13 protein-coding genes are annotated in these 11,375 nt (G+C 57.9%); 6 read left to right on the top strand and 7 right to left on the bottom strand.

Going from position 1 to position 11,375, the window contains the following annotated elements:
• Nucleotides 1–25: 25 nt before the first annotated feature.
• From tssC to ACIPW4_RS10175, 7 genes are all read right to left on the bottom strand, one after another.
• Nucleotides 26–1,528, bottom strand: a complete 1,503-nt coding sequence (gene tssC / locus ACIPW4_RS10205) for a type VI secretion system contractile sheath large subunit (RefSeq protein WP_400657283.1) — start codon at nt 1,526–1,528, stop codon at nt 26–28.
• 14 nt (nt 1,529–1,542) lie between these two features.
• Nucleotides 1,543–2,082 (bottom strand): type VI secretion system contractile sheath small subunit, encoded by a 540-nt coding sequence (gene tssB, locus ACIPW4_RS10200; protein WP_400657281.1) that lies wholly within the window; start codon nt 2,080–2,082, stop codon nt 1,543–1,545.
• A 63-nt stretch (nt 2,083–2,145) separates the two neighbouring features.
• The gene (locus ACIPW4_RS10195; protein ID WP_400657279.1) at nt 2,146–2,895 is read right to left on the bottom strand and encodes a hypothetical protein; all 750 of its coding nucleotides are present in this window, start codon (nt 2,893–2,895) and stop codon (nt 2,146–2,148) included.
• Nucleotides 2,896–3,365: 470 nt separating this feature from the next.
• On the bottom strand, nt 3,366–3,668 hold the full coding sequence (locus ACIPW4_RS10190) for an immunity protein Tsi6 family protein (RefSeq protein WP_400657278.1): 303 nt from the start codon (nt 3,666–3,668) through the stop codon (nt 3,366–3,368).
• A gap of 25 nt (nt 3,669–3,693) precedes the next feature.
• A complete protein-coding gene (locus ACIPW4_RS10185) occupies nt 3,694–3,957 on the bottom strand; it encodes a hypothetical protein (protein ID WP_400657276.1) in 264 nt (87 codons plus the stop codon).
• 75 nt (nt 3,958–4,032) lie between these two features.
• Nucleotides 4,033–4,350: a hypothetical protein gene (locus tag ACIPW4_RS10180; protein WP_400657275.1), complete on the bottom strand. Its 318-nt coding sequence runs from the start codon at nt 4,348–4,350 to the stop codon at nt 4,033–4,035.
• A 30-nt stretch (nt 4,351–4,380) separates the two neighbouring features.
• Nucleotides 4,381–4,677, bottom strand: coding sequence for an immunity protein Tsi6 family protein (locus ACIPW4_RS10175; protein WP_400657273.1), 297 nt, complete (start codon nt 4,675–4,677; stop codon nt 4,381–4,383).
• A 563-nt stretch (nt 4,678–5,240) separates the two neighbouring features.
• On the opposite strand from ACIPW4_RS10175, the gene ACIPW4_RS10170 reads away from it, so the two are divergent.
• The 6 genes from ACIPW4_RS10170 to ACIPW4_RS10145 all read left to right on the top strand — a co-directional run.
• Nucleotides 5,241–6,257: a hypothetical protein gene (locus tag ACIPW4_RS10170; protein WP_400657270.1), complete on the top strand. Its 1,017-nt coding sequence runs from the start codon at nt 5,241–5,243 to the stop codon at nt 6,255–6,257.
• 5 nt (nt 6,258–6,262) lie between these two features.
• A complete protein-coding gene (locus ACIPW4_RS10165; protein WP_400657267.1) occupies nt 6,263–6,961 on the top strand; it encodes a hypothetical protein in 699 nt (232 codons plus the stop codon).
• A 33-nt stretch (nt 6,962–6,994) separates the two neighbouring features.
• Complete coding sequence (gene tssI / locus ACIPW4_RS10160) at nt 6,995–8,851, top strand: type VI secretion system tip protein TssI/VgrG (protein WP_400657266.1); 1,857 nt, start codon at nt 6,995–6,997, stop codon at nt 8,849–8,851.
• Between the two features lie 10 nt (nt 8,852–8,861).
• Nucleotides 8,862–9,446 (top strand): hypothetical protein, encoded by a 585-nt coding sequence (locus tag ACIPW4_RS10155; RefSeq protein WP_400657264.1) that lies wholly within the window; start codon nt 8,862–8,864, stop codon nt 9,444–9,446.
• 35 nt (nt 9,447–9,481) lie between these two features.
• Nucleotides 9,482–9,949, top strand: a complete 468-nt coding sequence (locus ACIPW4_RS10150) for a DcrB-related protein (RefSeq protein WP_400657262.1) — start codon at nt 9,482–9,484, stop codon at nt 9,947–9,949.
• A gap of 5 nt (nt 9,950–9,954) precedes the next feature.
• Nucleotides 9,955–11,375 (top strand): DUF6531 domain-containing protein (locus ACIPW4_RS10145; RefSeq protein ID WP_400657260.1); only part of this gene is annotated, 1,421 nt, incomplete at its 3' end.

Genomic DNA, 11,375 nt, shown 5'->3' with positions numbered 1-11,375 from the left:
TGTCATCCCTGTACACAGCGGCCGGTCAGCCGCGGGCGCCTTGCGGCAGTTCGGCGACCAGGCGCAGCGAGGCGGTCAGTTCGTCGAGCTGGTAGTGCGGGCGCAGGTAGGTCACGGCCTTGTATACGCCTGGCTTGCCGGGCACTTCGAACACCTCGGCGCGGGCTTCGCGCAGCGGGAACTTGGCCTTGGCCTCCTGGCTGGCGGTGTCGTCGAGCAGCACGTAGCTGGCCAGCCACTGGTTGAGGAAGCGCTCCACGTCCATGCGCGAGGCGAAGCTGCCGATCTTGTCGCGCATGATCGCCTTCATGTAGTGGGCGATGCGCGAGGTGGCGAAGATGTACTGCAGCTGCGCCGACAGGCGGGCGTTGGCGTTGGCGATGTCGGTGTTGTACTGCTTCTGCTTCTGCGCCGACTGGGTGCCGAAGAAGGCGGCATAGTCGGTGCCCTTGCAGTGCACCAGCGGGATGAAGCCCAGGTCCGACAGCTCTTTCTCGCGGCGGTCGGTGATGGCGATCTCGGTCGGGCACTTGAGGGCGATTTCGCCGTCGTCGGTCTTGAAGGTGTGGGTCGGCAGGCCTTCGACCAGGCCGCCGCCTTCCACACCACGAATCGCCACGCACCAGCCGTAGCGCGAGAAGGCATCGGTGACGCGGGTGCCGAGCGCGTAGGCGGCGTTCATCCACAGGTACTTGTTGTGGTCGCGGCCGTCGACGCTTTCGACGAAGTTGAATTCTTCCACCGGCGTGGTATCGGGGCCATACGGCAGGCGGCCGAGCACGTGGGGCAGGGTGAGGCCGACGTAGCGCGAGTCTTCCGAAGCGCGGAACGACTTCCACTTGGCGTATTCGACGGTGTCGAAGATCTTCGCCAGGTCACGCGGGCCGGACATCTCGGTGAACGAGTCCCAGCCGAACAGCTCTGGCGAGGCCGCCGAGATGAACGGCGCGTGGGCAGCAGCGGCCACGTGCGAGATCTCTTCGAGCAGGTACATGTCTTCGGGGCTGCGCTTGAACTCGTAGTCGCCGATCAGCATGCCGAACGGAGCGCCACCGAAGGTGCCGTACTCTTCTTCGTAGACCTTCTTGAACAGCGCGCTCTGGTCGAATTCGCTGGCGGCCTTGAGGTCGCGCACCAGGTCTTTCTTCGAGGCGTTGAGCAGGTGGATCTTCAGCGTGGTGCTGGTCTCGGTCTGGTCGACCTGGTACTTCAGGCCGCGCCAGGAGGCTTCCAGCTGCTGGAACTCACGGGCGTGCATGATCTCGTTCATCTGCTCGGAGAGCATCGAGTCGATTTCGGCGATGCGCGCGTCGAGCACGGCGATCAGGTCCTTGCTCGGGGTCATTTCGCCCTCGAGCACCTGGTTCACCAGTTCGCCGATCAGGTCGCGAGTGCGGTCGCGCTCGGTGTCGGAGCGGGCCACGCGGCTTTGCGAAATGATGCTGTCGAGCAGCGATGGCTGCGGGGCGAAGTTTTCTACTTCGACCAGGTCGCCGGCCTGTTGCGGTGCGGTTTGCTTGTCGGTCATGTTCGGGCTCCTGCTCAGGCGCGATCGTCGCTGGACGGGTTTTTCACTTCGGCTTCACGGCCGAATTCCTGGCCCAGGGTCTTGAGCTTTTCGGTGTTCTGCAGCACGTCCATCAGCAGCTCTTCGAGCTTGTCGTTGCCGCCCATCTTGTTGCGCAGGTCGGCCAGCTTGTTGCGCACTTCCAGCAGCTTGCGCAGCGGCTCGACCTGCTTGACCACGTTCTGTGGCTCGAAGTCTTCCAGGCTGTTGAAGTTCAGCTCGACACCGAGCTGGGTGCCGTTCTTGGCCAGGGTGTTGTCGACGCGGTAGGTCAGGCGTGGCTTGATGCCCTTGAGCACGCCGTTGAAGTTGTCGCGGTCGATGAAGACGAACTTGCGGTCCTTGAGCTTGGGCAGCGGCTCCAGCGGGTTGCCGGAGAAGTCGCCCAGCACGCCAACGACGAAGGGCAGCTCCTTTTTCTCGATGGCATCGCCGATGTCCACGTCGTAGGTGATATGGACCCGAGGTGCGCGAACGCGGTCGAGTTTGTGCTGGGTGCTTTCCTTCTTCGCCATCGTGTTCTCCAGTGCGAGCAATTCGCTGCGAAATCGTTTGCGCGGCCCGTTGCCGGGGGCGCGTTACAGTCCTTCGATCGTCAGCAGCAGGCGCTGACGGATGTCGTCGTTCATTTCCAGAATCTTGTCGCGCCCCACCAGCTCTTCGAAGCTGGTGTTGCCGGCAATTTGCGTGCTGCTGCGGATGACCGAGTCGTCGGGAAGTTCCGAGCGCACCGGCGAGCTGATGACGCAGAACGGCAGGTCGCCAAAGCCCTTCAGGCGCTCGAAGCTCAGGCCGTAGCGCAGGCCTTCGAACAGCCGGCCCAGGCCTGGCGATTTGCTCAGGCAGTAGAACAGCACCAGGTAGTGCACCACGAAGCGGTACAGCTCGGCGCTGCTGCGGTTGGGGTCTTTGATGACGTTGCGAAACTGCGCCAGGTCGAACGCGTGGAAGCCCACTACCCAGCGCGTCGGGCTGGTGATGCGGATGACCTGGCCGCTCTGTTCGAGGACCTTGTCGTATTCCAGCGGGAACAGTTCGGGGGTGGTGCTGATCAGGTTCAGCGGCACTTCCAGCTCGCTGACCAGCTGGAAAGGCGCGGCCGAGCCGATGCGCTCGTAGAGCTCGATCAACGACTGGAAGTGGCCCTGGGTTTCGCGCCCGCTGCTGCGCTGGGCGCCTTGCAGGTACTCGCCAAACAGGTTTTGCGGACGGATCAGCGGTGCCACGGTGGCAAGGTAATCCGCCGCCTGCGCTTTCAGCGCATCGGAGATCGCCCGCGTCTGGCTACGCAGCTTGATCAGTGCTTCGACATCGAATGTCTGTGTCATCGGTACATCGTCCATGAGCCTGCTTGATCGTCCTGAAACGCCAATGGCGTGGACCTGAAAATCGCGCCTCTCGGCTGCGGCAATTTGAGTGCTGGCACATGAATATCGTGTTGCCAGCAATGCCGAGTAGGGCACCCCGCCGGGGAAGAAGTTCCGGCGAGGGGCGCGATTTTTTCCCTGTTTTGTGATGCGGCGCAATGATGGCGCCATGATATTGGCGGGCGGTTTCGAGCACTGGAAATGGGGCTTAGGCCCGCAAAATCAGGGGGCGGGAGTGTCAAGAAAGCGGTAAAAAATCGCGTAAAAAGAATTTTTCAAAAAGTGACCTGGGTCGCATTTTTCTGGCTGCGCAGTGAGCGTCAGATTGCGATCACGGTGAAATTCAATGATGGCATTGCGACGGAATATGCCGCGCTGAGGTGGTTTCGGGCGGGCATTTTCGGGGAGCGTGAGCGTCGATTGCCACGCGATCACTTTTCCCCAGGCAAGCGAATTTTCAGGCCGTTGGCCGATTGTTCTGCAATGTAGTAAACGTGAGACAAAGCCTCTGCGAGCGCTTCGTCTGTGGATTCGAATTCTTTGGAAGCAAGGGCTCCAATCGTGAGCCTGTGCAGTTTTGACTTATCCTTTTCACTGCCCTCGAACACAGCCCTGATGTATTCCAACTGGTGGATTACAGTCGCGTAAACCGGAAAACCAGGGGCACGGTTTTGGCGGTCGACCGTCAGCACGAGCGCTTTGTCTACATACTCGAGTGGTGTGGTTGGTTGCATTGCTCCGACCTTAGGTGTTTGACCGCTAGATAGCGGAGCCACGATTTTTTCCAGGCTTGATGATCAGCAAGTCATCACATTCTCTTTCGCGGCATCTGTCGACAAATGTCAGCGCGGCATCAAGGTCATTCATGAAGGCCTCAAAGGTAGTTTCAGTGATTGCATAACATTCTTCATAGTCAACCATGCCGTTGCTGACGGGGAACGAAACGTAATACTGGCCAGAGTCTTCTACAATGCCGATGGAGAACATGTGCTGACGGCTGATGAATAGGTCTTTGAAATTCATGTTCAGTCGGTCATCCCTGGTCATGTGCCCGTGCGGCACGGGCCACGGGCCGCACGATAAAGCCGTGCCTGCACGTTAATCCTCGCTTGGCTCCTCACCCATGCTCGCCTTGAGCCGCCTCAGGGCGGGCGATTCGCCACCTATCAGCTCAATCCGAAACATTGCGAAGACCCGCTCGAGCTCGGCGTATTGCTGCAAGCCTAGTTCGCAAAACAAATACGCACCTGGGATGTCATGCCATTGCTTGGGCGACTGGATCAGTTGCTGATCTGCCAAATCCAGTAGCGGTTCCAGTTCCCTGCGCAGCTGGCTGACGGCAGGGTTGTGCGGCTCGAGGCTGTCAAGGATGGCTCGCAGTAGCAGCGATTTGCGTTTCAAGCGATCAGTGTTCACTGGAATGCGATCGTCGTGGCGTATCGGTTGTCAGTCGGGAAGCTGGATTTTCAGGCCGCGGGCGGACTGAATCGCTACATAGTAGGCGTCCTTCAACGCTCTGGCCAGTTCAGGGTCATTTTCCTCGAACTCTTTCGATGCGATGGCGCCCATGCTCAGCTGGTGGAGTTTGGATTTATCGGGCTCGCGCCCTTCGAAAACAGCTTTTATGTAATCGAGTTGATTGAGCAGCATCCCGTAGTGCGGATTGTGTGGGCAGGCCGTATTTCGCTGCAGGGTGAGATCGATTGCCTTTTGCACGCAGCCGATAGGGGTCGTGGGTTTCATGGCGTACCTGGTGTAATTAGTTTAAATAATTCGTGTTGCTCTGAAGCCACTGGTCTTGCGTTAAGGGGTTAGGAGGGTACAGGGTGTCGATGGGCGTAGTAAGTTATTGCGGTCGTCCGTCAATTTTAACGCATATGCTTTGATCTTCGATGCTAGTGCTGCGTTAGAAAGGGTTTTAACTAGTATTCTCCCTTTCACAGTGATGGCCAAGTGATGTCATATGTTGCAATTCGTGACTTCTTTCGGGGTTGACAGAGTGGAGCTGCTCGTAGTCTCCTGCGCTCTTTCGGGGCTTGCTCAGTCGAAAATGTGATGAAGTTGGCATTTATCTAGGTCTCGTACTGAACTTTCACGGCGGAGACCTGTCGCAGCGGAGGTCTGGCTGTTCGCCACCTCATTGACATCACATGCCCGTGGCTGGTGTGGTTGCTGGCCTTTTCAACATGGAGTATCAATGGCATGGAGCTCTATCCAGTATCTGACCCTTTGTCTTGCGTGTTGATTTACGTGAATTTGGCGTGCGACCCAGGATCGGCTACCTCATCGCGGGTAGGGGGGCGAGAATGAGTCAGGGTATCTATCCCTGTACTGCTGCTGACCCCATGGGACAGGGGCCGCAAGATGGCCTGCTTGGAAGTGGCGAGCTTCCTTGGCCCAGTACAGTAGCCGCAAGGGCTTTCCCTTCTACGATGAATATCGGCGGCAGATATACCGCTGACGATCTGGACGCGGCAGAATTTCTGATTGCTGAATTGAGTGCAGAACCAAGCGATTTGAGCGCCGAAGAAGCAGAAGACTATGCACTGAAGCTTGCTGAACTGTTGGTTAAGATGACCAAGACGGCTCGCGTGAGTGCAGACAAGCTCTTGGCATTGAAGAAAAAAGCTGAGGCTATCCCGGTCGTTGGATCGGTTTTGTTTTCTACGAGTAACTTGCCTGGTACGCTGGCCGGTGTCGCTGGTGCCATGCACGCTGGATCAATGGGTACGAAAGTAGAAAACCTTCTGGAACTTACGCCTGCAACAAAAAAACAACTGAAAAAATGGGCTGCGTCACGCGGAAGACCAGGTAGTGTTTCGCCTCGTCGTGCGTTCGGTGGTCGAATAAAGTTGGTCTGGGTTGGTGGAAATTTATTTTTTGAAATCCCTGCGAACGCTAAAGCCAATATCTATAGGGTCAATGGTAAGCTGGTCAATGATTCTATCAGGCTGGCAGCCTATGACACGGCCAGAGAAATGCGGAAGTTAGCACATGTTGATAATGCCGGCTATGGCAGCAAAGGTGTGGGGAAATTTTTATCGAGTTGGAAGGTGGGTGCGGCATTGTCGTTTGGTCCACAATTGGCTATAGATTTAAGTAGTGCTACCAGTGTTCACGACTTTCTAAGTAAAACTGCCCATAACCAGCCAGCCAATGCGGCTGCGTTTGCCAGTGGTTGGGTTATTGGAATGATAGGTGGGCCCGCTGTTGTAGTGATTGTTGCTTCGCTTGTTGTCGGTGCAACGATCCAATTCGTTCTGAGTGATGAAGCTACGGGCTGGGGCACCGACTTCGGCGATTACCTGATGGGAAAAGATTGAATTAAATGTTTACGACCGAACGTTTTTTTGCGCGGATCTGGGCCTTCTGGTTTTTGATGCTCATGATTTCAGCACTCACGCTGGGTGTGGCTCCGAAGATCGTGTTCGTGCCCATGGCTGTAGCGTCATTACTGACCTTTTGCTGGTGCGTGAAGTGCGCCTATCGCTCGGAAAGATTTACTGATTTTGCATCGTTGCGTCTCTGCTTTAGCTTGTCTGCTGTACCGCTGTTTGCCTTTGTTCTGTCAATGGCGATCACCTACAAGCAGGCAAAGATGGAAGGAATGGTGGCGCTTGCGATCAGTCTGATCCCCCTCATTCTTACTGCAGCGGCTTTCGCACTGGCCTATCGGCGCAGAAGCAAAACCAGTGCATTCCTGTTGCGCGGTGAACGTGTCGAAATTCACGAGCCGGAGCAAGCTAATTCCTGGGTTGTGGGCGGGCTAGGAGCGGGACTGAGTAGTCTGCTGTATCCAATGATAAAAAATTATAATGGCGCAATGGCCGCTGTGCTGTGTGTGATGGTATTCATTTCCCTTTACCTGGTTTTCTATCACCGTAACAATATCGCTTCGTTGAGGGCGTTGAAAGAACGCGAGCACCGTGAGGCACGCCAATATACATTTTTTGAAATTGAATATGTGCGTGCGCTACGCGAGGCATCATGGTTGGCTCGGCTTTTCAAGCTTAAATGTCAACAGTGAACAGGATTAACTACCATTTATCAAGGAAGCGCCATGTTGACGGACCTGATCTCACTCCTAAACCCACAGAATCGACGGCTGTTCAAGCTCAATACGTTTGCGCAAGACAGTGAAGGCGATCTGCTGCTTGAGCATTTTTCAGGGAGTGAAGGGCTGTCACAACTCTATCAGATGGATTTGGCGTTACTCAGTCACCGCAGCGATGTCAAGCTCAAGTCTTTGATCGGCAGGCCTGCCACCCTTGAGATAGAACTTTCTGACGGTGGTGTTCGCTATATCAATGGGTATGTAAACCGCTTCAGCACCCAAGGTAGCGATGGTGGCTTCGTACGTTATTCGGCCATGCTAGGACCTTGGCTTTGGATGTTGACGTGCCGCTTTGATTCACGCATCTTCCAGGACAAAACGGTACAGGACGTCGTTAGCGAGGTGTTTTCAGGTTTTGGCACCTTGGCAAAGTACGAATTTCGCCTGAGCAAGTCGTTGAAACCCTATAGCTATATTACTCAATATCGTGAAAGCGACTTCAATTTCATCCAGCGATTGCTGGAAAATGAGGGGCTGTTCTATTACTTCGAACACACCGCCGATACGCATGTCATGGTCATCACTGACGACTCCAGCACGCTGTTGCCACTGCCCGAGCAGCCGCAGATTCGTTTTCATTCCGCATCCGTGACAGAAACGGCTGACTCCATTACTCAATGGCATGCCTCTCGTCAACTGCAGTCCGGTAAGATCGCCGTTCGAACCTTCGACTACCGTCAACCGCGCAATTTCCTTCCGGTGTCCATGCACAGTCTCAATGAGCAAGGGGATGTCGACAAATTCGAAATATACGATTTCCCTGGTCAATATACTCATGCGACCAACGAAGCCGGCGAAGATCTCGTGCGCAATCGCATCGAAGCGCTTGAGCTGATCGGTAAGACATTTTATGGCTATAGCAACTGCCGGGCCATGAAGCCAGGTTACACATTCGAGCTGACCCAGCATTATGTTCATGATTCAGGCGATGTCGAAGACCGGCAGTTTCTGTTGCTGAGCGTAGAGCATCGCGGCAGTAACAACTACATGACGGGTGATCAGGCTGGCTACGACAATAAATTTGTCTGCGTGCGTAGGAAAATTGCATTCCGCCCCCAGCTAAGCACCCGCAAGCCCATAATCAACGGCCCTCAGACAGCCATCGTCGTAGGGCCGCCCGGCGAAGAAATTTTCACCGACGAACTGGGGCGGGTGAAGCTCCAGTTTCACTGGGACAGGCTTGGCCAGTTCAACGACCAGAGCTCCTGCTGGGTACGCGTCGCCCAATCCGGTGCCAGTGGCGGCTTCGGCAGTATCCAGATCCCACGCGTGGGTGACGAAGTGGTGGTGGTGTTCCTCGACGGCAACCCCGACCGGCCGCTGATCATGGGCAGCCTGTACAACAGCACCAACACCCCGCCATGGTCGCTGCCGGCGAACAAGACCCAGAGCGGCTTCCTCACCCGGTCGATGAAGGGCGACGGCGGTACCGCCAACTTCTTCCGCTTCGAGGACAAGGCCGGCGCCGAGCAGATCATCATGCATGCCGAGCGCAACATGGATACCGAGATCGAGCTGGATGAGACCCATGATGTGGGAAACAACCGCGCGATCACTGTGGGTGGCACGCACACCGAAACGGTGAAGAAAGACACCGTGGTGCAAGTGACCGAAGGCTCCTACACGCTCAAGGTCGACAACCAGTTCATCCAGGTGGCAGCCAAGCAGCACATCATCCTGCAGGTCGGCGACAGCAGTATCACCCTGACCCCGGAAGGCATCGAGATCAAGGGCAAGGTCATCACCAGCACCAGTACCGACATCACCAAGATCACGGGTGCCCCGGTGCGCATCAACGACTGAGGCCAGGCCCATGTACAAACCCTCGATCTATGACCGAATCTCCGCCCGGCGCGAAGCGCTCGAGGAGGAGGCACGCCTGGCCAAGCTGGCGGAGGCCGCCAAGGCGCTCGAACCTGTGCCAGAACCCGAACCGATACCGGTGGCGCTGCAGGACGTGGCCAGCGGTTTTACCTTTGGTGGGTTCAACCTGCAGTTTCCGGCCGGTTTTCGCTTTCGAGACATTCAGACGACCCTTGAGCATGAGGGTATGCCGATCACTCTGAATATCCGCCGTCGCGACGTCGGCGCGAGGCAGACCCTGGAGCAACTGTTCGATGAGGCGATTCAGGCCCTGCGTGAGCTGAACCCGCAGCTGCGGCTGATCCGTCAGCGTGACGGCCTTGTGGCGGGTAACCCGGCCAAGGCGCTGGATTTTCACTTCAATGCCGGCCATGAACCCCGTCACGGCCGACTGGTTGGGGCGCTTGTCCCCGCCGAAGGCCGCGACACGGCACAGTGGCTGGATATCTCCTGCGCGATCGACCCGAGCAAGCCGGGCCTGAGCCAGTGGCTGGCCGAATTTGACCGCATGCTCGATGGCCTCGCGCTGCGCTGACACCCTCTCTATTTGCTACCAGGAATTTTCATCGCATGGACTACGAGTTGCAGGAAGGCGGCATCGCACTGCCAGCAGGTTTCGAGGACCGCACGGTCAATATGTTCGTCCTCGGCGCGAGTGTCCCGGCACCGCTGAGCATCACCATCTCGCGTGACACCTTGCTGCCCGGTGAGGTATTGCAGGCCTATGTCGACCGCCAGATCAAGATGCTCACCTCCAAACTGCGCGGCTACACCCGCATGGGCAGCAAGGCCGTCTCGCTCTCGGCGACCGCGCCTGTCGCCGGCATCCAGATCGACGCCTATTACATGAACCAGGGCCGCCCGCTTTACCAGCGCCAGGCCGCCTTCATCATCAGCCCCGGACGTGCCCTGATCTTCTCCACCACCGCACAAGCTGACTTCAGTGCCCAGCAGAACCAGGACTGGGACAACCTGCTGGCCAGCTTCACCCCGCGCAACCCGGTCGATACAAGCGCCGAGTCCGGCGAGCGGGAGTAAACCTCATGTTCGAAGCGGCCAGGTTCGGCGACGAAATATCGCACACCAGTGCGCTGGGGGGCTTCCTGATCGGAGCCGCCCTGGGTATTGCGCTGGTGGCCACGGTGGCCATCGCCACCTTCACTTGCGGGTTCGGTGTGGCCTTGTTGGCCGGCCTTGCAGCCGGTATCGGAGGCAGCTTGCTGACCGCCGCCGGAGAGGCGATAGGCAGTATGTTCTCGTCCCCCTCAGGGACGATAATCACTGCCTCACCCAACGTCTTCATCAACAGCCGCAAGGCCGCCCGCGTCGAGAAAAGCATCGGCGCCTGCGACAAGCACCCGGGGCCGGTGCAGATCGCCGAAGGCTCGACCAACGTCTTCATCAACAGCGTCGCCGCTGCGCGCAAAGGCGATAAGCTGACCTGCGGCGCGACCATTTCCGGTGGCTCGGATAACGTCATCGTGGGTGGCGGTACCTATCGCTACTTGCCGGTGGACGACGAAATCCCGCAATGGCTGCGCACCACCGTGGACGTGCTGATGGCCATTGCCGGTGCCGCCGGCGGTATCGCGCAACTGATCAAGGCTGGCACCCAGGCCGGCATGAAAGCCGTCATGCCGTGCGCCCTGAAGTTCACCGCGGGCTTCGTTGCCGGTGAGGTCGCCAGCCGCTACGTAGTCGAACCGGTGGCGCGCAGGGCTATTGGTGGCCTGGTCGGCAACCCGGTCGACCTCACCACCGGCCGCAAACTGATCCCCGATGAAATCGACTTCAGCCTGCCCGGGCTGATGCCGATCGAATGGTCGCGCTTCTACGCCAGCGACCTCACCGTCGACAGCGTGCTCGGCCGCGGCTGGTTGCTGCCTTGGGAGCAGAGCCTGCGTCGACAGGGTTCGTTCATCTACCTCACCGACAACCAGGGGCGCGAAGTCCCGTTCGTGACCTTGCAACCCGGTGAGCGCATCTACAACCCGCACGAGCAGGTGTACTTGGTCTGCACCGAAGGCGGTCATTACCTGCTGCAGACGCTCGACAACCTGTTCTTCTACTTCGGCGAAGTGCCCGACAACAGCGCTGAAATCCCGCTGCAACGCATCGAAAACGCCCTCGGTCACTTCCTGCACTTCACCCGCACCCCCGACGGCACCCTGACCGACATCAGCGCCACCGGTGGCACCCGCGTACACCTGCACTACGATCACCCGCTGGGCCGCCTGACCGACATCAAGCGCGTGGTCGACAACCAGGCCGTCGAAACACTGACCCAGTACCGCTACGACGAACACGGCCAGCTCAGTGCGGTGATCAACCGCAACGGCGACACCGTGCGCAGCTTCAGCTACGCCGACGGCCTGATGGTGACCCACAGCAACGCCCTGGGCCTGGGCTGCCACTACCGCTGGGAAACCCTTGGCGGCCAGCCGCGCGTAGTCGAGCACTGGAC

The organism is Pseudomonas sp. NPDC089996 (genome assembly GCF_044748405.1).
GTDB lineage: Bacteria > Pseudomonadota > Gammaproteobacteria > Pseudomonadales > Pseudomonadaceae > Aquipseudomonas.
The sequence above is the reverse complement of the archived record's forward strand: the minus strand, read 5'-3'. Positions and strand labels throughout refer to the sequence as shown.

What these genes read in the sequence shown, in the direction of transcription:
- tssC (WP_400657283.1), bottom strand. Translation starts at nt 1,528, where the DNA reads ATGACCGACAAGCAAACCGCACCGCAACAGGCCGGCGACCTGGTCGAA.
- tssB (WP_400657281.1), bottom strand. Translation starts at nt 2,082, where the DNA reads ATGGCGAAGAAGGAAAGCACCCAGCACAAACTCGACCGCGTTCGCGCA.
- ACIPW4_RS10195 (WP_400657279.1), bottom strand. Translation starts at nt 2,895, where the DNA reads ATGACACAGACATTCGATGTCGAAGCACTGATCAAGCTGCGTAGCCAG.
- ACIPW4_RS10190 (WP_400657278.1), bottom strand. Translation starts at nt 3,668, where the DNA reads ATGCAACCAACCACACCACTCGAGTATGTAGACAAAGCGCTCGTGCTG.
- ACIPW4_RS10185 (WP_400657276.1), bottom strand. Translation starts at nt 3,957, where the DNA reads ATGAATTTCAAAGACCTATTCATCAGCCGTCAGCACATGTTCTCCATC.
- ACIPW4_RS10175 (WP_400657273.1), bottom strand. Translation starts at nt 4,677, where the DNA reads ATGAAACCCACGACCCCTATCGGCTGCGTGCAAAAGGCAATCGATCTC.
- ACIPW4_RS10170 (WP_400657270.1), top strand. Translation starts at nt 5,241, where the DNA reads ATGAGTCAGGGTATCTATCCCTGTACTGCTGCTGACCCCATGGGACAG.
- ACIPW4_RS10165 (WP_400657267.1), top strand. Translation starts at nt 6,263, where the DNA reads ATGTTTACGACCGAACGTTTTTTTGCGCGGATCTGGGCCTTCTGGTTT.
- tssI (WP_400657266.1), top strand. Translation starts at nt 6,995, where the DNA reads ATGTTGACGGACCTGATCTCACTCCTAAACCCACAGAATCGACGGCTG.
- ACIPW4_RS10155 (WP_400657264.1), top strand. Translation starts at nt 8,862, where the DNA reads ATGTACAAACCCTCGATCTATGACCGAATCTCCGCCCGGCGCGAAGCG.
- ACIPW4_RS10150 (WP_400657262.1), top strand. Translation starts at nt 9,482, where the DNA reads ATGGACTACGAGTTGCAGGAAGGCGGCATCGCACTGCCAGCAGGTTTC.